25 protein-coding genes are annotated in these 20609 nt (G+C 66.1%); 8 read left to right on the top strand and 17 right to left on the bottom strand.

What is annotated here, in order from left to right:
* Positions 1–90 precede the first annotated feature (90 nt).
* The 4 genes from EOD43_RS05325 (at position 91) to EOD43_RS05310 (ending at position 3241) form a co-directional block, all read left to right on the top strand.
* On the top strand, positions 91–1182 hold the full coding sequence (locus EOD43_RS05325; RefSeq protein WP_127741776.1) for a DNA/RNA non-specific endonuclease: 1092 nt from the start codon (positions 91–93) through the stop codon (positions 1180–1182).
* A gap of 23 nt (positions 1183–1205) precedes the next feature.
* Positions 1206–1619, top strand: a complete 414-nt coding sequence (locus EOD43_RS05320) for a hypothetical protein (RefSeq protein ID WP_164857112.1) — start codon at positions 1206–1208, stop codon at positions 1617–1619.
* A gap of 253 nt (positions 1620–1872) precedes the next feature.
* Complete coding sequence (locus EOD43_RS05315; protein WP_164857111.1) at positions 1873–2751, top strand: DUF1521 domain-containing protein; 879 nt, start codon at positions 1873–1875, stop codon at positions 2749–2751.
* A gap of 118 nt (positions 2752–2869) precedes the next feature.
* Positions 2870–3241 (top strand): hypothetical protein, encoded by a 372-nt coding sequence (locus EOD43_RS05310; RefSeq protein WP_127741770.1) that lies wholly within the window; start codon positions 2870–2872, stop codon positions 3239–3241.
* A 131-nt stretch (positions 3242–3372) separates the two neighbouring features.
* Here EOD43_RS05310 and EOD43_RS05305 read toward each other — a convergent pair whose 3' ends face one another.
* From EOD43_RS05305 to EOD43_RS23555, 17 genes are all read right to left on the bottom strand, one after another.
* Entirely contained in the window at positions 3373–3738 is a 366-nt protein-coding gene (locus tag EOD43_RS05305) for a hypothetical protein (protein ID WP_164857110.1), read from the bottom strand.
* Between the two features lie 16 nt (positions 3739–3754).
* Complete coding sequence (locus EOD43_RS05300) at positions 3755–4939, bottom strand: phage tail tip lysozyme (protein WP_127741766.1); 1185 nt, start codon at positions 4937–4939, stop codon at positions 3755–3757.
* A 74-nt stretch (positions 4940–5013) separates the two neighbouring features.
* Positions 5014–5874 (bottom strand): hypothetical protein, encoded by an 861-nt coding sequence (locus EOD43_RS05295; protein WP_127741764.1) that lies wholly within the window; start codon positions 5872–5874, stop codon positions 5014–5016.
* A 40-nt stretch (positions 5875–5914) separates the two neighbouring features.
* Entirely contained in the window at positions 5915–6382 is a 468-nt protein-coding gene (locus EOD43_RS05290) for a hypothetical protein (RefSeq protein WP_127741762.1), read from the bottom strand.
* A 9-nt stretch (positions 6383–6391) separates the two neighbouring features.
* Positions 6392–6901 (bottom strand): hypothetical protein, encoded by a 510-nt coding sequence (locus tag EOD43_RS05285; protein ID WP_127741760.1) that lies wholly within the window; start codon positions 6899–6901, stop codon positions 6392–6394.
* 98 nt (positions 6902–6999) lie between these two features.
* On the bottom strand, positions 7000–7608 hold the full coding sequence (locus EOD43_RS05280; RefSeq protein WP_127741758.1) for a GNAT family N-acetyltransferase: 609 nt from the start codon (positions 7606–7608) through the stop codon (positions 7000–7002).
* The gene (locus EOD43_RS05275) at positions 7586–7879 is read right to left on the bottom strand and encodes a hypothetical protein (protein WP_127741756.1); all 294 of its coding nucleotides are present in this window, start codon (positions 7877–7879) and stop codon (positions 7586–7588) included. The genes EOD43_RS05280 and EOD43_RS05275 overlap by 23 nt, the downstream gene beginning before the upstream one ends.
* Before the next feature lie 62 nt (positions 7880–7941).
* Positions 7942–8724 carry a DUF6683 family protein gene (locus EOD43_RS05270; RefSeq protein WP_127741754.1) on the bottom strand — a complete coding sequence of 261 codons (783 nt, stop codon included), beginning with the start codon at positions 8722–8724 and terminating at the stop codon, positions 7942–7944.
* A 129-nt stretch (positions 8725–8853) separates the two neighbouring features.
* Positions 8854–9468, bottom strand: a complete 615-nt coding sequence (locus EOD43_RS05265; RefSeq protein ID WP_127741753.1) for a hypothetical protein — start codon at positions 9466–9468, stop codon at positions 8854–8856.
* Positions 9469–9772: 304 nt separating this feature from the next.
* Positions 9773–10144, bottom strand: coding sequence for a helix-turn-helix transcriptional regulator (locus tag EOD43_RS05260; RefSeq protein ID WP_164857109.1), 372 nt, complete (start codon positions 10142–10144; stop codon positions 9773–9775).
* Positions 10141–10917 (bottom strand): type III secretion system export apparatus subunit SctT, encoded by a 777-nt coding sequence (gene sctT / locus EOD43_RS05255; RefSeq protein ID WP_127741751.1) that lies wholly within the window; start codon positions 10915–10917, stop codon positions 10141–10143. Before sctT ends, EOD43_RS05260 begins: the two co-directional genes overlap by 4 nt.
* Positions 10914–11183, bottom strand: coding sequence for a type III secretion system export apparatus subunit SctS (gene sctS, locus EOD43_RS05250; RefSeq protein ID WP_127741749.1), 270 nt, complete (start codon positions 11181–11183; stop codon positions 10914–10916). Before sctS ends, sctT begins: the two co-directional genes overlap by 4 nt.
* Positions 11184–11195: 12 nt before the next feature.
* Complete coding sequence (gene sctR / locus EOD43_RS05245) at positions 11196–11852, bottom strand: type III secretion system export apparatus subunit SctR (RefSeq protein ID WP_127741747.1); 657 nt, start codon at positions 11850–11852, stop codon at positions 11196–11198.
* A gap of 5 nt (positions 11853–11857) precedes the next feature.
* The gene (locus tag EOD43_RS05240; RefSeq protein WP_127741745.1) at positions 11858–12874 is read right to left on the bottom strand and encodes a FliM/FliN family flagellar motor switch protein; all 1017 of its coding nucleotides are present in this window, start codon (positions 12872–12874) and stop codon (positions 11858–11860) included.
* Positions 12871–13215, bottom strand: a complete 345-nt coding sequence (locus tag EOD43_RS05235) for a FliO/MopB family protein (RefSeq protein ID WP_240653088.1) — start codon at positions 13213–13215, stop codon at positions 12871–12873. Before EOD43_RS05235 ends, EOD43_RS05240 begins: the two co-directional genes overlap by 4 nt.
* Before the next feature lie 3 nt (positions 13216–13218).
* Positions 13219–14373: an EscU/YscU/HrcU family type III secretion system export apparatus switch protein gene (locus tag EOD43_RS05230; protein WP_127741743.1), complete on the bottom strand. Its 1155-nt coding sequence runs from the start codon at positions 14371–14373 to the stop codon at positions 13219–13221.
* A 491-nt stretch (positions 14374–14864) separates the two neighbouring features.
* Positions 14865–15104: a hypothetical protein gene (locus EOD43_RS23555; protein ID WP_164857108.1), complete on the bottom strand. Its 240-nt coding sequence runs from the start codon at positions 15102–15104 to the stop codon at positions 14865–14867.
* Between EOD43_RS23555 and EOD43_RS05225 the strand changes: the two genes are divergently transcribed.
* The 4 genes from EOD43_RS05225 to EOD43_RS05210 are packed head-to-tail and all read left to right on the top strand — an operon-like array spanning position 15103 to position 20579.
* Positions 15103–15570, top strand: coding sequence for a lytic transglycosylase domain-containing protein (locus tag EOD43_RS05225; RefSeq protein WP_164857107.1), 468 nt, complete (start codon positions 15103–15105; stop codon positions 15568–15570). The two genes, EOD43_RS23555 and EOD43_RS05225, sit on opposite strands and share 2 nt — an antisense overlap.
* Positions 15571–15580: 10 nt before the next feature.
* Positions 15581–17560 carry a flagellar biosynthesis protein FlhA gene (locus EOD43_RS05220; RefSeq protein WP_127741740.1) on the top strand — a complete coding sequence of 660 codons (1980 nt, stop codon included), beginning with the start codon at positions 15581–15583 and terminating at the stop codon, positions 17558–17560.
* 17 nt (positions 17561–17577) lie between these two features.
* Entirely contained in the window at positions 17578–19458 is a 1881-nt protein-coding gene (gene sctC / locus EOD43_RS05215) for a type III secretion system outer membrane ring subunit SctC (RefSeq protein ID WP_127741738.1), read from the top strand.
* The gene (locus EOD43_RS05210) at positions 19455–20579 is read left to right on the top strand and encodes a SctD/MshK family protein (protein WP_127741736.1); all 1125 of its coding nucleotides are present in this window, start codon (positions 19455–19457) and stop codon (positions 20577–20579) included. Before sctC ends, EOD43_RS05210 begins: the two co-directional genes overlap by 4 nt.
* Positions 20580–20609 lie beyond the last annotated feature (30 nt).

The following is a 20609-nucleotide window of genomic DNA, read 5'->3' as shown; positions in this document are numbered from 1 at the left end:
AAACGACTAGACGCCCTAGTCGGATCGCGGAGCGCGCCGCGCAGCCCCGCCGCTTATTCTCCGGGCCAAAGTTCGCAGCGGAGACGGTTCATGGGTGTGCAGGCAACCGGCGGCGCGAGCGCCAGCTTTTCGGCAGGCGGCAACGGTGCGTCGCTCGATCTCGCGGCGAACCTGATCGCGAGCAACCGGACATCGACGGGCCTCGATACGGTCGCGCTGGCGGCCGACGTGAAGGCGCAGGGCGATGCCTCGCTTGCGCAGGCCGTGTCCGAAAAGCTGTCGCCGGTCGAACAGGGTGAGTTCGCCTCCGCATTGGGCGAAAGCGGCGGTTCGGAAGAAGGCGTCGGCGCCTTCTTCGACGGCGCGATCCGGGGCGACTTCAGCGACAATCAAAGCTGGTCGAAGCTGGCCGGGCAGACCGTGGTCGGCTTCATCCCCGTCGTCGGCCAGATCGCCGATGCGCGCGATACGGTCGCCGCGATCGGGCAGGTCGTGCGCGGCGAGGAAGGTGGCTGGCTCAATCTGGGCGCGGCGGCGGTCGGCTGGATCCCCGGCATCGGCGATGCCGCCAAGGGCGCGATCCGTGGCGGCAGCAATGTTGCCGAGGCCGGCACCGACGCGCTTCAGGCGGCGGCCAAGCATGGCGACGAAGCCGCCGAAGCCGCGACCGACGTCGCGCGCCAGACGCGCCGCTTCGACGATGCCGATGCCTTCAACCGCGCGGCCAACGATGCGCAGCCCAACATGCGCTACGAATATGGCAATTACGCCTATGAAACCGACGCGCTGGGACGGGTGAAGACATCCGAAGGCACGATCAGCCTCGACGCCGCCGGCCGCAACGATCCCGACCTGCAAACCTCGATCGGGCATGAGGGCAAGAAGACCGACGTCGGCTTCCACATCATCGCCGATCGCTTCGGCGGCCAGACGAACCGCCTCAATGTCGTGCCGGGTAACGGCAAGCCGACCGGCGACGGCCTTCCCAACCTGAACAACGGCGCTTACAAACAGTTTGAAAATACGGTCGGGAAACTGGCGGAAAATCCGGCCAACACGGTCGAGATTCGGATCGAGGCGAATTACGCCACGGGCAATGCCAGCAACCGGCCGGACAGTTTCGAGGCATCCTATCGCGTCAATGGCGGCGTGTGGATGACTCAGAACTTCGTCAACAAGTGATCGTGAAGGCCGGAGCGCAGATCATGGATTTCACCGAAGCCCAGAACGATGTGGTCCGCAGCGTCGCCGGTTCGGCCGATGTCGGCGCGTGGGAACGTCTGCTCGCCGATGTCGAAATCCTCGAACATGGCGACAGCTACCAGATCGACTATGTCTGCCTCGCCATCGTGCGGAAGCCCGACGGTGAGTTCGCGTCCGCCCAGTTCAAGCTGGACGAAACCGCACGCGGCGCGATCGCCACGCTCTATCGCCAGCGTAAGGACGATGCCGGCGACGTGATCGGCGGGTTCGAGCTGAAGATCGACCAGCCCGGTCACTTCCGCTTCGACTATCTGAATGGCGCGCCCAAGCGCATCAACGGCGTCTGGGACGAGGAGCGCGCGCACGTGCTCAACAACTATCTCGACGTGTACAAGTCGGAACTCGCCGCGCGCTGAGCCTTCCCGATCCTCCCCCGGAGGGGGAGGGGGACCATGCGCAGCATGGTGGAGGGGTATTCTCCACACGCGCAACCTTCGCTGCCGACCAATACCTCTCCACCACCCTTCGGGTGGTCCCCCTCTCCCTCCGGGAGAGGATTTGGACACCTCCACTAGTCGCTCCGACTAGGTCGCCTAATCGTTACGCTGAGCGCGCCGAATCCCGCTTCATGGTCAGATGCTCGGGCAACTTCTTCCGGGAGCCACGCACATGACCACGATCAACGCCAACCTCGCCTCCACGATGATGGGATCCTCGTTCGCCGCCGGTTTTTCGGCCGGCGCGCAGTTCATGATGGCCAGCGGCATCGCCGCGCGTTTCCTGTCGCCGCTGGGCGCGGGGCCGCTCGCCTTCGCGATGATGCCGGCGCTGTGGAACGTCAGCGCGCGCAACGCCGCCGCCGCCGAACCCGAAGCGCAGTGGACCGCCAGCACCGGCCAGAACGGAACGGCATCGATCGATCTGGGCGACGGCTACAGCCTCGCGCTCAACGAGAATAACAGCGAGATCACGATCACCAACGCCAATACCGGCGAAACCACGCGCATCTGGGGCGATCCGCATGTCGAGGTGGACGGCAACCACGTCTTCGATTTCTGGGGCACGACCACCTTCACGCTGGACAACGGCACCAAGATCACGATCGACACCGAACAATTCGGCGGCAATCCCGACGCTTATGTCGCGAGCCAGCTGACGATCACCAAGGGCGACAATGCGATCGTCGTCGACGGGATCAGCCAGAACGATCTGGGCGATCTTTCGATCAGCATGAGCCAGGATGGCTATGCGCTGGACGCCGCGACCCGCGACGGCTTCGTCCTCAACGAAAATGCCAGCGGCAGCGGCTGGCGTTCGGACATTACCGGCCAGATCGCGACCCAGGCCGATCTGAACGCCACCCGCCCCGGCGAAGCCTATGGCCCCGGCAGCACGATGCCCAGCGTGGACGAGTTGAGCAGTGCGCTCTCGATGTTCCTCGGCTTCGGCGTGCTGATGAGCATGGCGATGCTGAGCACCGAGAATATCGACACCAGCATCACCACCAACGCGATCCTGCGCGCGATCCTGCCGCAGGTCGACGCCTGACCTTAGCCCAGGCACAGGACGGCGCGGGCCGGGCGGGGAAACCTTGCCCGGCCCTTCGTCGTTCGACGACACTGGACGTCCAGGAGATCAACCCATGTTCAGTCCCACAGGAGTGCTCATGACCGTCGCGATCGCCGCCGCCCCCGTCAGCGGCCCCACCCGAACCGCCATCCTCGACAGCGCACGCGAACCCGTCAGCGCCGCGATCGGCAAGCCCGTCCTGTTCAAGGTGCGTCAGCTGAAGGAGGCCGATGGCTGGGCCTTTCTGATCGCCGACATGGAGGAGCGCGAAGGCGTGCCGATCAGCTATGCCGGCACCAGCCGCGCCGACGCCGCCGAACAGGGTTTCATCTCGCGCACCTACGCCGCTCTGCTCCACAAGAAGGGCGACAGCTGGACGGTGATCGACAAGGCGATCGGCCCGACCGACGTCGCGTGGGAAGGCTGGGCCAAGACGTACAAGGCGCCGGCTGGGATTTTCGTGCCCTAATGAATCCTCCCCCGGAGGGGGAGGGGGACCGGCGCAGCCGGTGGAGGGGTAGCTCTCCACAAGGGCATCGCTGCCGGCCAATACCTCTCCACCACCCTTCGGGCGGTCCCCCTCTCCCTCCGGGAGAGGATCTAATACGTCCCGTGTTCGTCCTTGGGATACCACCAGGCGAAGCGCGTCTTCAGGTCGGTCGTCGAAAAGACGATGTGCCCGCGATTGCGTTCGAAGCCCATTGCCGGGCGACCATCGAGATTGCCCGACCACCAGCCCGATTGCGATCGGCCGACGAAGGTCGCGCGCCGGGATCCGGCCGTGAACGTCATGTGATGCACGCCCTGCGCATCGACCCGGTCGGCAAAGCGGCACGCGACCGGCGCGGCATCGGCAAAGCTGCAGCGCACATCCTCGGCGGGGGCGGCGCTGGCGGCGAGGAAAAGGATCGGAATCAGCATCACGGCAAAAAGGCCGGAAACGCCTAGACGTTCCCGGCCAGTCACACGGTGCCCCTAAAAATCAGTGGTTCGCGAAGATGCCGACGGCGCGTTCGCCACGGCGGATCGCCTCGCCCTGGCTGTCGGCCGGGCGTTCATAGCGCGTCGTCACGATCTGCGCGGCGGTGCGCGCGTCGGTGGCGTTCTTCAGCGCGTTGCCGGCGGCGGACTCGGTCGTCGTCAGCTCGTGCTGGATGAAGCGAAGCTGTTCGGCGAAGGAGGAGCCGCGAATGTCATGCTTCGCCCAGCGTGCGAAATCGGCCTGACGCGGCCCTTCCCACTGCGCGAGGCCATAACCGGGGCCGCCGCCGATCTGGCTGATGCCCGCATCCATACCGCTTTCGGCGTCGAGGTTCGCAACGATCCCGGCCGCCTGCGCCTTGCTCCAGCCCTGCGACTGGAAATAGGCCATCGCCTGATCGATCCGATCCTCGCGGCTGCCCTGCCCTGTGGGCGTGACGCCCTGCGTGCCGCCGGTGCCGCCGCTCGGCGCGGTCTGTTCGCTGGCCGGCGCGCGCAGGATCACGCCGCCGTGGCTCAATGCCCAGCTGAGATTGTTCTTCGAAATCTGCTGGGTGCCGTCGGCGTTGATATTGTTCGATCCGATCATCTTGCCGTCGCCGGCATAGATTTCGGTGTGCGATACGCCGCCGCCCTGAATGATCACGACGTCGCCCGGCTTCGCCTCCGCCGGGCTGACCGCGGTCCAGCCCTGCGCACGCAGCGTGCTGTTGAGCTGCGCGACCGAATTGGTGTGGAGGTTGGCGGGAAGCTGCCCTGCCTCGGTCAGCACCGCCGACACGAAATTCGCGCAGCACACGTTCGAAGGAACGTTCGCGTCCATCGGCAGATTGTCGTTGCGATTGACCTTCAGCGACGACGCGTTCTGGCCGAGATATTTCTCCGCGATCTCCGCGACATTGCCCGTGCCGCTGCCGGGCACCGCGCCATCGACGCCGCCGGTTCCGCTGACGCCACCCGAACCGCCCGATCCGCCACCGGCCGGGATGTTGATCTGCTGCCCCGGATAGATGAGGTCGGGATTGGCGATCTGCGGGTTCGCCTGGATCAGCGACTGGAGCGAGATGCCCTTCGCCTGCGCGATATCCCAGAGCGTGTCGCCCGATTTGACAGTATAGTCGCCCTGCGTCGAACCGCCCGCATAGGCCGAATATTGGGTGCTCGATACCGAGGAAACGCCGGTCATGCCTCTGCTCCATCCTTCTCGATCATGGATGGAGAATAGGCCGCGACCGGCGCCCTAGTCGCTAATCGGAACGCTTAGAACGCCTCCCGCCGGTCGACCAAAAAGTGCATGTTGGCGGCAAAGGCGCGTGCATTGGCGCGCAGGCCCGGATCGGAATCGAGATCGCGCGCCGTGGTGTCGAGCGCCGCGAACGACGCCTTGCCGTAACGGCTGCTGGAGAAAAGCGGGACCGCCGCCTTGGTGACGCTGCGCTCCGCCCCCGGCCAGGTCGCAAGGCAGGCGAGGCTGGAGACGAGGCCGCGCAGCTGCTCCTGGCTCACTTCGGCCTTGGCGATGCGCGAACGCTTGCGCCAGTCGGTCGGAAGGCTGCGATCGAGTTCGGTGCGATAGTCGGCCGGGCCGGCGGCGCTGGCCGTGCCATAATCGACGCACTGCGCGAGCGGCGGGGCGACCGCCGCCTCGGCCATTTCAGGATCGCCCGCAATCGGCTTCACCGCGCCCTGCGCATAGGCATAGCGCACGAAGCTGCCGCCGCCCGGCTGGCCCGGCATCGTGATGACGAGTGCGCCGGTGCGAGCCGAAGCCGAAGCGCCGGTGCTGCAGGTGCCGAACGGCGCCGATACGGTCGGCGTCTGCCCGGTCGGCGCCTGCACGACCACATAGCGCGCGGGGCACTCACTTCCGCCCTGCCCTTCGACCAGGAAATAATGGCCGCCCTTGAACGGATAGCGCCCGGTGACGGTCATCCGGTCGATCAGCTGCGCGCCGAAGGGACGCGACAGCACGGTCGCGCCCAGCTGCAGCGCCTGTTCGCTGCCCGACGTCACGACCTTGAGCTGCGGCCCGGCGGGGGCGCGGCGGGCGGCGGTGGCGGGGAGGGAGAGAATCGCGGTGGTCGAAACGGCAACGGTCAGGGCGAGGAGAGGCAGCTTCATGGATCCTCCGATGACGCGGGGTCGGTGATGGCAAACACGCTTATGCTGGCGTCGGGTTCCCCGCGATCGTGCGCGCCGTACGATTATCCGCGTCGGTGGCGACCGCAGGACGCGGATCGGCGATGCGGGTGTCGGGCGCGGCGGCATTGGCGCCCGGCGGCAGCTCGGTCGGCTGCTGCGGCGCCAGTTCGGGCGTTCGGGTGGGATTGCCGGTCAGCACGCGTTCGGCGGGAATGCCGAGGCGCGCCGCGAGGCGGTTAATCGTGTCGTTAATCCGCGAGGTGAAGCTGGACGTCCCCGACGGCAGCGCATCGGGCGCATCGGTGCGGAATTTGCCCAGCGGTCCGGCATCTGCGACCAGCCGATCGAGCGGCGACACGCGATTAAGAAGCCGATCGAGGCTGCTTTGCGTCGAAAGCCCGGCATCGGCCCCGTCATCGGCGCGATCCATCGCCGCCAGCCGATTCAGGCTGGCCGACGACGATGCTCCACTGATCGGGCTTACCATGCGTGCCTCTTACCCGCCGTTGGCTGCGGCAAGGCCGCGCGTCGCGAGTTCGAGCCGGGCGACGACGCCCGAAGCGCCTTCGCCGACATCGGCCGAGCCCGCGACGTCGAGCGCGGTGCGCAGGCCCGCGACCTGCTGATCGCCGTCCGCACCTGCAAGGCCCGCGACCTGGACCACGGCAGCGCGGGTGAAATCCTCCAGCGCGCGGCGCAGGTCACCTTCTTCGGTGGGGGTCGCGCCGGTCTGGCCAGCGATCGACGACGCGAGGCCGTTCAGATCATAGACGTCGCCGCCGCGCGCCAGCTCCGACGCATCGGGGCGGAAATCACTCGCACCGACCGACGCGCTCCAAGAGGCCGCGCCCGACGTGCTGGCGCCACCGCTCGCGCCGACCCAGGCGAGCAGCCGGTGGCCGATCTCACCGATCGCCGCGGCCGCCAGATCCTTGGCGACGGCACCGCTCGCCTGCCCGATGGGCAGCGCCGCGGAAGCCTGGTTTATGCCAATAAACGTCATCATCTTCGTCCTATCGAACCATCAGGTGGGGCCGACACCGAATGCCCGCCATAGTCGAAACGACTAGGCGCGCAGGCGTGGCGGCAACCACCCTGTCGCCCTTATGCCGCGATCCCGTCGCCACGCCCATAATCGGTAAGATTAGTGCGCGCCTGCCGGGGCGGGAGCGGCTTCCTGCCCTGCGCGCGCCAGTCGGCGGCATCGAGCGCCATGATCCGCACGTCGCGGCCGAACAAGGTGTCGCGACCCGCATCGACGAAGCCCAGTCGAGCGAGCGAGAAAGGCACTGCGCGATGATCGGGATGGAAGGCGCTGACCAGCCGATCGCGCCCCAACGTGCCGATCGCATGATCGATCATCGCCGCCCCCGCCTCGACCGCCAGCCCGCCGCGCCATGCGGAAGGCGCGAGCTTGCCGCCGAGTTCGAGCAGCGCGGGATCGTCGCGAAAGGGGGTGAGCGAGAACAGGCCGATCAGATCGACCTCGCCATGCCGGCGCACCGCGAAGGTGCCGATCCCGGCATCGCGCAGCGGCGCGTTCCAGCGCAGGAATTGCAGCGCCTTGAGGCCATCGTCGGGCACGCCATCGACCAGCTGGTGCGCGACACGCGGATCGGCGTGGAGCGCGGCGATCGCGAACAAATCGGCCGCGCCGATCGGACGCAGCGTCAGCCGCCGCGTCGTGAGGTCAACGGGGCTGTTCTGGCCCATAACGATTGTCGGGAGCCTGCGGATCGGCCGGATTATCGGATTCGAACCGGGCCAGCGTTCCGGGGCTACCCAGCGGGCGGCCGAGCGGACAGCTGTCGTCGGTCAGCCGTTCGAGCACCCAGGGCAGCGTGCGCAGCGACGATGTCGCGAGCGCGCGGATCGCGGAGTCCGCGCCGTCCTTCTTCACCGAACCCTGCGATCCGAAATCGCCGTTCCAGGCATTGTCGGTCTTGTTCGGGGACGTCTGGATGAGGCCGAATACGATACTCATGGCAGGCTCCTTTCACCCGCGAAGATGCGCGCCGCCGCGCACCTCCGCCATAATCGGATGGATTAGCCGCGCTTGGGCACGAAGCCACCGCGCAGCGCGACGCTCGACAGGTCGATGCCCGACTGCTGGAGCATCATCTGCGAAACGCCGCGGCCATATTGGGAGAGATTCCCCTCCTTGCGCGCCGATTGCCAGCCCGAATGGAGCGTGACGAACAGGATCTTGAACTCCTCGCCCAGCTTCGCGCGGCCCGACGGGCTGTTGAAGCGGCTGTCGCGCGACAAGGCGGTGCCGATCTGCGAACGCACCCCGCGCACGTCGGCTGGCGAGGGATCGCCGGCACCGTTCACGATCATCCAGCCGAGCACGAGATAGGCGGTCATCGCATCGCCCGCATCGTTGCTCTTGAGGCCGAAGGGCGCGACGATCCCCTGCCAGATCTTGGCATAATCATGCTTGGCGAACTGCGCGGCGGCCGCACTCGCATGCGCCGGATTCTTCTGCCGCACGCGGCCCAGGAACTCGGCCATCGCCTGCTTGCGGATCGCGGGGGTCGACGAATAGGTCAGCGGGATCGGCGCAGCCGAGGCAGCCGCCCCGCCGCCGCCGCCCGAAAAAGCTGCGGCCAGCCCGCGCGGCGCGGGGCGCGCACTGCTGACGCGGCTCTTGAACGCGCGTTTGGCCTCATATTCGATCGGGACGCTGCCGGCGTAGAGGCTCATCGACTGGAAATTCTGGTCGATCACCTGATCCATATAGTCCTGCGCGAAGGCAGGTTGCGCGATCAGCACCGCGCCACTCAGGCCCAGAACCGCCCGGCCCACCATGCTGCGAACGCTAACCATATGAAACTCCACGATCGTTACGGCCAAAGCACCTAACGGGCGACGCCAAAAGAAGGTGCCATAAAAGATGAAGATGCCGGGCACCGCTCGTCGCGGGCCCGGCACCTCGTATCGCATTGCGACAGGCGATTACTGCTTGCGCGCCATCGTCGAGAGCGCTTCGCCGATCGACTTGATCGTGTTGGTCATGGTGCTCATCAGCAGGTTGAACTCCTGCACCGAGACCTGATAGTCGGTCGTCGCTTCGCGGCTTTCGTCCGCGCTCTCGGCCAGCTTGTTCATCTCGTCGGCCTTGCGATCGACAGCCTTGCCGATGGCTTCGGCGATCGCCTGCAGCCACGAACGCGGACCCTTCGACGAGCCGCTGCGCTCCGCATTTTCCCAGGCCTCGCGGACCGCGCCCTGGATCGCCTGGCTCAGTTCGTCCATCTGGCGCTGCATGTCGCCACGATCCGACGGGCTGGCATTGAGCATGTCGCCCAGCGCATCCGCCCAGCCCTGCGCCGATTCCTGCGAGTTCTGGATCGCGCCCTGGAAATCGCCGACCGAACCGGCCGCTGCGCCCTGCGCCATGTCGATCAGCGGCTGCGGCAGACCGAGCTGGTCGCCGACCGTCTGGATCGCTTCCTGGATGACCGACGAAACGACCTGCATCGCGAGCTGCGCGAAGAGGCTGGTGCCGCCCGTGGCGACGCCGAGTGCGATCTGAGAGACCATGCTGATCGGATTGAAACCGCCCGACATATCAATTCTCCTATCTTGAACCATCGGTTCGAAAATCTGGCCCGCCCCCGTGGGCGGCATCGCCGAACCGACTGGTTGGCCCGACGTGATCTTAGTGCCAGCGCCACCGATTCATTTCGCTCCGCGTTTCGACTATCCAGCCTAGTCGAATTGATTAGTCGCCCCCTTCTTCATCCTCCCCCGCCAGGGGGAGGTGGCGCCGAAGGCGACGGAGGGGGAGGTCGGCGACCAATTCCAGATCATCGTATCCTCCCCCTCCGTCAGCTGCGCTGACACCTCCCCCTGGCGGGGGAGGATGAAGGTGTTAGTCGGCCGGATAAAACAGCAAGCCAGCCAGCGCCGCGAGTTCGCGCATCCCGTCGAGTTCGAGCTTTCGGCACACGTTGGACAGGTGAACGCGCACCGTATTTTCCGCGATCAGCAGCAGGGTCGCGATATCGCCGTTCGATCGGCCCCAGCCGAGGAAGCGGATCACGGTCAGTTCCATCGGCGTGAGCTTGAGCAGGGCTTCGCGATGCCGCTTGGGCACGCGCGCGGCCTCGACGATATGCTCGCCCAGCGCCACCGGGGATGGTGCGCCGGGCAGCGCATCCGCCTTACGCAGCAGATCGGCGATCGCGGCGAGGCGTTCGTCCTCGGCCATCGCAGGCGGAACGGGTTCGGCCGCGGCGCTCATGGATCGAACGCCTTCATCAGTTCGATCAGCACCGCCGGTCGGCTGGCGATGTCGCGCACGATCGCGCCGACATAGCTACCGAGCAGCAGCAGGATCACCGCCGTCGCGGCAAGCGCCTTGATCGACATCGACATCGTGAAGACGTTCAGCTGCTGCGCGAAGCGGTTCATCAGGCCCAACCCCGCGTCGATCAGGAACAGCACCGTCAGCACCGGCGCCGCGAACAAAGTGGCCAGCACCATCAGCCGTCCGAACTCCGCCTCGAACAGCATCACGCCGCGCGGATCGAGCGTCGGCATCGGCGCGGCGATCGGCCAGATCGCATAGCTTTCGATGATCACGCGCACGACCAGCGACAACCCACCCGAAAAGATGAAGACCAGGTTCGCGAGCCGCCCGAGGAACGCGCCGTTGAGCGAGGTCTGATGCCCCGACAGCGGATCGACGATCTGCGCCATCGTCGCCCCCACCTTGGTATCGATGATCTGCCCGGCGGCTTCCAACGCCCACAGCACCGATCCGAAGAAGAACCCAATGACCAGGCCGACGAAAGCCTCCTTCGCGAAGATGCCCGCCCAGCGTTCCGCCCCGATCGTCGCGATATCGAGCGGCGGCTGGAGCGACAGGCTGACGAGACCGAGCGAAATGAAGATCGAATTGCGGACGAGCGGGGGCACCGTCTCGCTCGCGAACATCGGCAGCATCAGGAACGCCACCGCGATCCGCGCGGTCGACACGCCAAGCAACAGAACCTGATCGGCCCATCCATTCATCGGCGGATCATTGCCGGAAATTCAGTGAACACCCGATCGCTGAACCGATAGAGTGACGATGCGAGCAGCGACGCGGTGATGAACAACGTCACCACGATCGCGAAAAACTTCACCGTATATTGCAGCGTCTGTTCCTGGATCTGCGTCGCCGCCTGGACGATCGCGACCAACAGGCCCGCGACCGACGCGACGATGATCGGCGGCGCCGACAGGATCAGCACCAGCCAGAGCGCATCGTTGGTCAGCGCGACGAAATCGCCGTTCATGGCCGCTCTCCGCTACACATAGGACAGCACCAAGCCGTGCGAGAGCTTCACCCAGCCATCGACCAGAACGAACAACAACAGCTTGAACGGCAAGGATATCGTCGTGGGTGACAGCATCATCATCCCCATCGCCAGCAATATGTTCGAGATGACGAGATCGATGACGAGGAAGGGCAGGAAGATCAGGAAGCCGATCTGGAACGCCAGCGACAGTTCCTTCACCACGAAGCTGGGGATGACGACGACGAAGTCCTGCTCGCTCATCTCGGCCGCGCGATCGGGGTTGCCGACGCGCTGCGCGGTCTTGAGGAAGAAGGTCCGCTCCTTGGGGTCGCTATGCTTGAGCAGGAAGTCGCGCAAAGGCTCCTTGCCCGCATCCATCGCGGCCATCAGCTTGCTTTCGGTCCCCACCTCCTGCGCGGGATTGCTGATCACGGCGGCCTGCATCTGCTGCCCGACCGGATACATGACGTAGAGCGACAGGATCAGCGACAGGCCATTGATGACGATGTTCGGCGGCACCTGCTGCAGGCCCAGCGCGTTGCGCAGCAGGCTCAGCGTGACGACGATCTTGGTGAACGACGTCACCATCACCGCGAAGAAGGGCGCGATCGCCAGCGCGATGACGACGACGAGGGCGGAGCCCGGCGTGAAGGTGGACAGGTCCATCCGCGTCAGCCCGCATCGCCGGCCCGAACGGCGGTGACGAGGACGCCATAGCCCTCCCCCACCGCGACCAGTTCGCCATCGGCGATCACGGCGCCGCCCGCGATGACGCGCACGGGCAATGTCCCGCCCGCAATGGGCAGCGGCAGCACGCTGCCCTTGCCCAATGTCGCCATCTCGGCTGCGGTCAGCCCGTTGCCGTCGAACTCGATCGTGGTGGCTACGCGGATGCTGGCCCAGTCGCCCGCGCCAGACGGCGTGCCGGGCGCATCGGCATCGGTCATGTAGGTCCGGTCAGACACGTTGGCATTCCCCTGCTGTGGGTCATTTCCCAAGGTTGCGAACCCCTTTTTCAATTCGATCGTCGCGGTCGCGCGATCGTTTCTCCCCGGAAGGTAGAGCCGGGCGACAAGCGGCCCGAGCCCCAACAGAATGAAGTCGCCGCGCCCGATCGTGCTCAGCCGTGCGGCGGCGATCGGCAGCGCATCGATCCGCGCGGTCCATCGCAGCGCGAGCCCGCCGATCAGCGGCGGCAGATCGATCGGCAGCGGCAGCGGCTCGATCTCGACACCCGGTGGCGTCGCGATCAGCAGGCGGTGGCGCAGCGTGCCCGATCGATCGAGCGCGTCGAGCCGGATGATCACCAGATCGCCCTCAAGATCGGTGACGAGGCCCGCCGGGTGCAGTTCCAGCGCGAAGATCCGTTCGGCCGCCGCCACCAGATTTTCGATCCGGCCGAGCGTCGCGGCGGATGCGATCCCGTCGGGCGCCCCCTCCCCATTCGTCATCCGGGCGAGCTGGTTGTCGACCAGCAGCGGGGCGACCAGCAGAGATCCGATCCGCGTGTCGAAGCGGATCCACACCGTCGCCGCGCGCAGATCGCGCCCGCCCGCCATCCGCGCCGAAATGCGCAGATCGTCGATCTCGCGATTGTTGAGCGCGGCGATCAGGCCGGTTTGCGCCTCGGCATGGTCGCGGCGCAAGGCGGGCAGGCGTTGTCGGATCGACGATGGTCGGGCGTTCATGGGTGCGCTCCCGGATCTGCCTGCCCTTCCGGCAGGTCGGTTGGTGTCAGAGGCGCCCCCTCTTTCCCCCAATTCCGAAGCAGGCGGACCGATCCGGTGGCGACGCCGATCAGCATCACCTCCCCCTCGGCCTCGATCAGCATCACGCGCTCGCGCTGGCCGACGGGCAAGGCGCGAATGAAGCGGAGTTGACGGTCGGGTTCGCCCGGTCGCCGGCCGATCCCGCGATCCTGCCACTGGCGCATCGCCTTCAGCACGAACCACGCAATCCCCAGCACGATCGCCAGAGCGATGATCGTGCCGAGCAGTCCGGAAATCGCGGTGCCGATCGTCGAATCCAAGGGTCAGGCCTCCATCGCCAGCGTGGGATCTTTGGTCATGTCAGTGGTGCGCGGGCCGCCTTCGTCGCGAACTTTCTGGGCCCACAGGATGATCTGGGCGATCGCATCGAACATGTCGCGCGGGATCACCTCGTCCACCGCGCCATGTTCGTAGAGGCCGCGCGCGACCTCGACATAGCGGACGATCGGCACCCCTTCCTCCTCCGCCGCCTCGCGCATCGCCTGCGCCAGCGGGCCTTCACCCTTGCCGGTCATCACGGGGACGGGGCAGCTTTCGGGATCATAATCGATCGCGATCGCGAGGTGCGTCGGGTTGGTGACGAGGACGTTGGCGTTGCGCGCCGCGCCCACCGCATTCTGCTCGGCCCATTCCTGATGAAGCTGGCGGCGGTTGGATTTGATGAGGGGGTCGCCCTCATTCTCCTTCACCTCGTCGCGTATGTCGCGCATGCTCATCTTCATCTTCTTGATGTAGCTGTGCCGCTGCCACGCCATGTCGAGCACGGCGACCATCACGAAGGTACCGAAGGTCCACAGCAGGACCGATCGGGTGATGTTGCCGGTATAGGCGATCACCGCCGCCGCCGCGCCGCGCCCGTCGGTCTCGGCGGTGGGCAACAGCATCGGCCCGGTCTTTTCGATGATCTCGGCCAGCGATCCGCGCAGCACCAGGAAGGTGACGCCCGCGATCAGGATCGCCTTGGCCATCGTCTTCGCCAGCTCGACCAGATTATCGAGGCTGAACATCCGCTTGAACCCTTCCATCGGGTTCATCTTGTCGAGCGAGGGCTTGAGCTTTTCGAAGGTGAAGACGCCGCCGGCCTGCAGGAACTCGGTCAGCACACCGACGATCGACGCCGGGATCATCGCAAGGCCGGTGATGACGAGCAGCGCGAGAAACGCGCTCCAGCCCAGTTGACCGACAGCATGGGGAAAGGGATCGCCGCGCGAAATCATCGCGAAGCCGTCCTCGAACAGCGATCCGATCCGCCCCGCGGCAATCCCGCTGCCGAACAGCAGGACGAGCAGCCAGGCGAACAGAGTCGCGGTCGACGTCAGGTCTTTGGACTTGGCGACGTCGCCCTTCTTGCGCGCGTCGTCCAGCCGCTTCTGTGTCGGCAGCTCCGTCTTGTCGCCACCGTCATTCTTGTCGGCCACCGGCCTCTCCCAGCAACAACACCGAAGCGACCTTCAGAAAGGCCGCCCCGCTACGCTGCCGGACGCTAAACAACCCATAAGGCTTCCCATCCGGCCTATAAAAGACCGAACAGGTTGCATCTGATAACCGGACCCACTCAGGCCATCAAACAGCCTTGATTATCAAAAGTTCCAAAAACCAAGTCAATTAGTTGGCCGTCACAATAATTTCATGGAACTGTCCCGAATCATGCGATTCCACCCCAAATTCCGGGCTTAAATTCCCGAACTTATTGAGGTTCCGTGCTTTTGTGCGCTCGGATACATTTCACGATGAAATGAGCGGATAGCGTGTTGGATCGGCCGAAATCTGCGATAAACCGTTCATTTTTTTGGGTTGCATTGCTGCTTTGTATCCGTAGGCTTTTAGGGCCGGACGAGAGACCCGGATCGCTGGACCCGCGATAACTGACGAGAACAATACTACCCCCAGGGGGACGTATAGGTGCGTATCAGGAGCGGTGTATGCGTATGGATTGCGGTGCCCCCGGAAAGATCGATATTCGCAATAAAGCGAAGGGTTTTTTACTTTCCCTGATCTTCTGCTCATCCGCTGCCCAGGCAGCGGATTGTGGCACCACCGGCATCTCCGCGAAATTTGGCGAGGCCGCGGCGCTTTGCGGGGGTTCATCGGGCGTTGAACAGGCGTCCGCCAGCCTGATGGACATGCCCCGATCGGTGTCGATCAGCATGCCAGCCGGCAAGTCCGCCCACGCTTATGCCCCCACCCCCTATCGCGCCGCGCCGACCACGCATCTGATCCGCCAGGTCGCCGCGCGCCACCGCATCGATCCGGCACTGCTCGCCGCGATGGTCCGCGCCGAATCGGGCGGCAAGCTGAACGCCGTCTCGCACAAGGGCGCGCTGGGCCTGATGCAGGTCATGCCCGCCACCGCGCGCAGCATGGGCGTCGCCGATCCCAGCCAGCTGCTGGTCGATCCGGCGCTCGCGCTCGATACCGGCGCGCGCTACCTCAAGACGCTGCAGTACAAGCTGGGCAACAACGTCCCCCTGATCGTCGCGGCGTACAATGCCGGGCCGGGCGCGGTGACGAAGGCCGGCATGCGCATCCCCGCCTATCGCGAGACCCGCGCTTATGTCGGGCAGGTGATGGGCACCTACATCGCCAGCCGAACCGCAACCACGGCCACCCGCTGAGGAGCGATCCATGAGCGTCGAACGCTATCTGGCTTCGAGCGAAGTCGTCTCGCGAGTGAAGCTGTCCGCGCGCTTCGCCGATCTCGCATTGGTCGCGGGCATCGTCGCGATCGTCGCGCTGATGATCCTGCCGATGCCGGTGATCGTCATCGACATGCTGGTGGGCATCAACATCACCTTCGGCGTGCTGTTGCTGCTCAACACGCTCTACATTCGCGGGCCGCTGGATTTCTCGTCCTTCCCCGCGGTGCTGCTGGTCTCCACCCTGTTCCGCCTGTCGCTGTCGATCGCGACGACGCGCATGATCCTGATCGAGGGGCATGCCGGCCACATCATCCAGACGTTCGGCACGATGGTGGCGGGCGGGAACCTTGTGGTCGGTCTGGTCGTCTTCCTGATCATTACGGTCGTGCAATTTATCGTGATCGCGAAGGGGGCGGAGCGCGTGGCGGAAGTTGCGGCTCGATTCAGTCTGGATTCGATGCCCGGCAAGCAGCTGTCGATCGACAGCGACTTGCGCTCGGGCCTGATCGACAAGGATGAGGCGCGCCGCCGCCGCAAGGTGCTGGAGCAGGAAAGCAAGCTGCACGGCAGCCTCGACGGCGCGATGAAGTTCGTGAAGGGCGATGCCATCGCCTCGATCGTGATCGTCGTCGTCAACCTGATCGGCGGCCTGACGATCGGCGTGATGCAGCAGGACATGAGCCTGGGCGACGCCACCCACAAATATTCGATCCTGACGATCGGCGAAGGCCTGGTCGCGCAGATCCCGGCTTTGCTCGGCGCGATGGCCGCGGGCCTGATGGTCACGCGCACCACCGACGAGGAGAAAGACAGCAATCTGGGTCAGGCGATCCATAGCCAGCTGACCGCCAATCCCCGCGTGCTGATCTTCGTCGGCGCGATCGCGTGGCTGATGGCGCTGGTGCCCGGCTTCCCGATCGCGGTGTTCCTGGCGCTCGGCGCGGGGCTGATGGTGTCGGGTGCAGCGATGCATCCGCGGCTGCAGCCCTACATCATCCGCCACGCCGGCCCGCTCCAGCGCACGCTGCTGCGCAAGCTGCCCGAACAGCCGGCGACCAAGGTGGCGACGCCGTCGCTGCCCAAGCCGGTCGTGCCGCTGCTCCTCGAAGTCGGCGCCCGTCCGGTCGAGGTGGAGGCCGAGGCGCTTAACACCTCGCTCTCCACGATGCTCGACGCGCTCCAGCATCGCACCGGCGTCCCCCTGCCCCGCCTCGCCATCCATTTCGTCGATGGCGAGACGCTGAGCGGCTGGCGTCTGCTCGTGTTCGAGATCGCGGTCGGCGGCGGCGAGAGCATCCAGCAGGTCGATATGGTCCCTGCGGTGGAATCGCTGCTGCGCCGCCAGCTGCCCCAGTTCCTGGGCGTGCAGGAGGCGGTGGGCCTGCTCAACCGCGTCGGCGACGATTATCCCGAAGTGGTCAAGGAGGCGGTTCGCGCCGTTCCCGCCGCCAAGGTCGCCGAAATCCTCCGCCGCCTGGCCGAGGAAGAGGTGCCGATCCGCAACATGCGCGACGTGCTGGAGGGCATCACCGCCGCCGCGCAGCAGGATCGCGATCCCGGCCGCATCGCCGATTACACGCGCATCGCGCTCAAGCGCTATCTGCTCGATGCCTATGCCCGCGACGGCATGATCGCCGCTTTGGTCGTGTCGACCGCGCTGGAGGCGATGGTGCGCGATGCGACGCGGATCATCGACGGGGTCGAGCGCGTCGCGCTGCAGCCCGAAATCGCGCAGGAGCTGATCGAAACGATCGCGAAGACCGCGAACGAGACGGGCGCCAACGTGCTCGTCACCTCGTTCGAGGCGCGCCGCGCGATGCGCAAGCTGATCGAACCGATGATGTTCGATCTGCCCGTGCTCGCCTTCAACGAACTTTCAACGACCGTCCGTTTCGACGTCCGCGGCGAAATCGGCCTGCCACAGCGGGGGCTTCCGTCTGAGCCGGCCGCCATCGCCGCGGAATAACAGGAGACTTACCCCCCGTGCCATCGATCAAGCGCCCCTTGATGTTGCCCGCCGCCGCCGCGATGGCCGCGGCCATCCTCGCGACCCCGGCCAGCACCGCGCCGCTCCCCTCGGCCGCCGTGCAGGTGTCGATCGTCGCGCGCGACCAGCCCGTCGCCGCCTTCGTGCGCGATCTGTTTTCGCGCGTCGGCCAGCCCGTCGTCACCAGCGGCAACATGACCGGCACCGTGAACGGCAGCTTCACCGGCACCGCGAACAAGATCTTCAGCGACATCGCCAAGGCGTTCAACCTGGTCGGCTATTATGACGGCGCCGCCGTCTATGTTTACTCGGCCAATGAACTGACCGTGCAGACCCTGCCGGTCGGCCGCGGCACCGCCGCCCGCGTCGTCAGCCAGGTGCAGAGCCAGCGGCTCGCCGATCAACGCAACCTCGTCCGCGCCTCGGGCGACGGCGCGCTGGTGGCCAGCGGCACGCCCCGTTTCGTCGAACAGGTGCAGGCGCTCGCTCAAGGCTCCGGCTCGGCTGGTGGCAGCGGCCGCTCGGCCTATCTCGATTATGGCGCATCGGGCTCGCAGTCGCTCGAATTCCGTGTCTTCTACCTGCGCTATGCGCGGGCCGAGGATACGACCGTCAGTGCGGGCGGGCGCGAAGTGACCGTGCCCGGCCTTGCCCACATCATCCAGAATCTCGTCCTCGATCAGCGTCCGGGCAACCAGCTGAGCTTCGGTTCGCGCCCGGTGCGGCAGAGCATGCCGCGCCTCAAGGGGCTGGGCCTCAATTCGGTCGCGCCGAACGCGCAGCAGACCCCGTTCCTCGGCCTCCCCTCGGGCGGGATCTATCCCGCGCAGGGCGATCCGAATTACGCCACCGGCGGCTATGGCGCGGGCGGCTTCGGCGGGGACGGCGGCGGATCGCCGCTGTCGCCCGACATCGTCCGGATCGAGGCGAATCCCTATACCAACTCGGTCATCGTCCGCGACGTGCCCGAGCGGATGAACGCCTATGACTCGCTGATCCGCGCTCTCGATGTCGAGCCGCAGCTCGTCGAGGTCGAAGCCACGATCATCGACATCAACATCGACAAGATGCGCGAGCTGGGCATCAACTGGCGCTTCGGTTCGGGCGGCTTCGGCGCCTTGTTCGGCAACGGCACCGACAGCGATCTGGGCCTGCTGCCCGTACCCGGCACGTCGCGCCGCGACAACGTCACCAACATCACCCCGTCGGCCAATGGCGGGACGATCTCCACCATCATCGGCAACCAGCGCCAGTTCATCGGCCGCATCACCGCGCTCGAGCAAAAGGGCGCCGCCCGCATCGTATCGCGCCCGCAGGTGATGACCCTGTCGAATGTCGAGGCGATCTTCGATCGGACCCGCACCTTCTACGTCCGTGTCGCGGGCCGTGAGGAGGTCGATCTGTTCAACGTGACGGCGGGCACCGTCCTGCGCGTCAACCCGCACGTCTTCCGCGATCATGATCAGACCCGCATCCGCGTGCTCGTCGCGATCGAGGATGGCAGCATCAGCCCGGAATCGGTGGTCGAGAATATCCCGATCGTCGAACGATCGACCGTCAACACGCAGGCGATGGTCCTCAACGGCGAAAGCCTGCTGCTGGGCGGCATGACGGTCGACGCCGATGTCGACAATGTGTCGAAGGTGCCGCTGCTGGGCGATATCCCGCTGCTGGGCAACCTGTTCAAGACCCGCTCCAAGCAGCGCGGCCATACCGAGCGGCTGTTCCTGATCACGCCGCGCCTCGCCACCCTGTCCGATCGCGTCGGGCCTGTCACCACGTCGGTCACGACCGAGGCGGCGCAGCCCTTCATGTATCAGAACCAGCCTCAGACCGCCCCCAATCCTCTGTCGAAGCCAGCGGAGAGAACGCAATGAGCAACGATGCCGCGCCCGTCCTGCGCGTGTTGAACGGCCGTCTTGCGGGAACCGAAAAGACGCTGCCGTCCGATCGCGCCATCTCGATCGGCCATCAATTCTGGCAGGACGTGGTGATCCGCGAGCCGGCGACGAAGGGCATCGCGCTCGAACTGTCGCTCGATCCCGCGGGCACGGCACAGGTCACGGTGCTGAGCGGTGAGGCAAGCCTGCTGGGATCGACGGTGAGCGCGGGCAACACCGCGCTGCTGCCCGCCTACGTCCCCTTTTCGATCGGCGGCGTGGCGATGGCCTGGGGCCAGCCGGAAAGCGCGCGCTGGACCGAGGCGGGCGGGCTCGCGCTCGCCGTCCCCACCCCGCGCCCAGCCGATCCCAGCCTGCAGGATCAGGCGATGGCGATCGTCGGCAAGCTGGGCGACAAGGCAGGCGACATGCTGACCGGCTGGCGCCTCGTCGCACTCGGCGGCGCTGGCGTACTGCTGGTCGCCGCGACCGCCGCCGGTCCTGCAATGGACGCGCTGGGCCTGCGCGCGGACCGCGCCCAGCGTGTCGAACGTGCGCTCGACGAAGCCGGCCTGCCGCAACTGCGTGCCGCCAACAATGACGCGACCGGCGGCGTGATCGTCACCGGCGTTGTCGGCGGCGATGCCGAACGCGCGAAGGCCGAACAGGTGTTGCGCGCCTCCTATATTCCCGGCCAGCTCGACGTGCAGACCACGACCGATCTCGCCAATGCCAGCGCCGACGTCGCGCGGATCCACGGGCTTCAGGCGATGGCCCGCCCGATCGGCCACGCCGCGATCGAACTGCGCACCACCCCACTCGCCCCCGATCAGAAGACCAAGCTGGTCCAGGCGGTGAAGACCGACGTCCGGCAGGTTCGCCAGGTCGTTCTGCGCGACGATCTGATGCCAGATGACAACAGCCCCGTCCGTTCGGTCGCCGACGCCACCAAGAAGGTGTCGACCGTCGTTTCGGGCGACCCCGCTTATATCCAGACCGCCGACGGCGCCCGCTACTTTGCGGGCGCGATGATGCCCAGCGGGCATCGGCTGGTCCGCATTCAGGGCCATGACGTCCTGCTCGAAAAAAATGGCCGGGAAACACGGCTGACCTTCTGAAGACCAACACGTGTGCAAGTAGGAGTGTAG

It is taken from the genome of Sphingomonas crocodyli, assembly GCF_004005865.1.
In the GTDB taxonomy this organism is placed as follows: Bacteria; Pseudomonadota; Alphaproteobacteria; order Sphingomonadales; family Sphingomonadaceae; genus Rhizorhabdus; species Rhizorhabdus crocodyli.
This window is presented reverse-complemented; position numbering and strand designations above follow the sequence as displayed.

Bases quoted from the DNA above. Each gene is read 5' to 3' on its own strand.
- EOD43_RS05320 (WP_164857112.1), top strand. From the start codon at position 1,206: ATGGATTTCACCGAAGCCCAGAACGATGTGGTCCGCAGCGTCGCCGGT.
- EOD43_RS05240 (WP_127741745.1), bottom strand. From the start codon at position 12,874: ATGAACGCCCGACCATCGTCGATCCGACAACGCCTGCCCGCCTTGCGC.
- EOD43_RS05210 (WP_127741736.1), top strand. From the start codon at position 19,455: ATGAGCAACGATGCCGCGCCCGTCCTGCGCGTGTTGAACGGCCGTCTT.
- EOD43_RS05275 (WP_127741756.1), bottom strand. From the start codon at position 7,879: ATGAGTATCGTATTCGGCCTCATCCAGACGTCCCCGAACAAGACCGAC.
- EOD43_RS05270 (WP_127741754.1), bottom strand. From the start codon at position 8,724: ATGGTTAGCGTTCGCAGCATGGTGGGCCGGGCGGTTCTGGGCCTGAGT.
- EOD43_RS05295 (WP_127741764.1), bottom strand. From the start codon at position 5,874: ATGAAGCTGCCTCTCCTCGCCCTGACCGTTGCCGTTTCGACCACCGCG.
- EOD43_RS05265 (WP_127741753.1), bottom strand. From the start codon at position 9,468: ATGTCGGGCGGTTTCAATCCGATCAGCATGGTCTCTCAGATCGCACTC.
- EOD43_RS05225 (WP_164857107.1), top strand. From the start codon at position 15,103: ATGCCAGCCGGCAAGTCCGCCCACGCTTATGCCCCCACCCCCTATCGC.
- sctS (WP_127741749.1), bottom strand. From the start codon at position 11,183: ATGAACGGCGATTTCGTCGCGCTGACCAACGATGCGCTCTGGCTGGTG.
- EOD43_RS05325 (WP_127741776.1), top strand. From the start codon at position 91: ATGGGTGTGCAGGCAACCGGCGGCGCGAGCGCCAGCTTTTCGGCAGGC.
- sctR (WP_127741747.1), bottom strand. From the start codon at position 11,852: ATGGACCTGTCCACCTTCACGCCGGGCTCCGCCCTCGTCGTCGTCATC.
- sctT (WP_127741751.1), bottom strand. From the start codon at position 10,917: ATGAATGGATGGGCCGATCAGGTTCTGTTGCTTGGCGTGTCGACCGCG.
- EOD43_RS05280 (WP_127741758.1), bottom strand. From the start codon at position 7,608: ATGGGCCAGAACAGCCCCGTTGACCTCACGACGCGGCGGCTGACGCTG.
- EOD43_RS05285 (WP_127741760.1), bottom strand. From the start codon at position 6,901: ATGATGACGTTTATTGGCATAAACCAGGCTTCCGCGGCGCTGCCCATC.
- EOD43_RS05290 (WP_127741762.1), bottom strand. From the start codon at position 6,382: ATGGTAAGCCCGATCAGTGGAGCATCGTCGTCGGCCAGCCTGAATCGG.
- EOD43_RS05315 (WP_164857111.1), top strand. From the start codon at position 1,873: ATGACCACGATCAACGCCAACCTCGCCTCCACGATGATGGGATCCTCG.
- EOD43_RS05300 (WP_127741766.1), bottom strand. From the start codon at position 4,939: ATGACCGGCGTTTCCTCGGTATCGAGCACCCAATATTCGGCCTATGCG.
- EOD43_RS23555 (WP_164857108.1), bottom strand. From the start codon at position 15,104: ATGCTGATCGACACCGATCGGGGCATGTCCATCAGGCTGGCGGACGCC.
- EOD43_RS05260 (WP_164857109.1), bottom strand. From the start codon at position 10,144: ATGAGCGCCGCGGCCGAACCCGTTCCGCCTGCGATGGCCGAGGACGAA.
- EOD43_RS05220 (WP_127741740.1), top strand. From the start codon at position 15,581: ATGAGCGTCGAACGCTATCTGGCTTCGAGCGAAGTCGTCTCGCGAGTG.
- EOD43_RS05310 (WP_127741770.1), top strand. From the start codon at position 2,870: ATGACCGTCGCGATCGCCGCCGCCCCCGTCAGCGGCCCCACCCGAACC.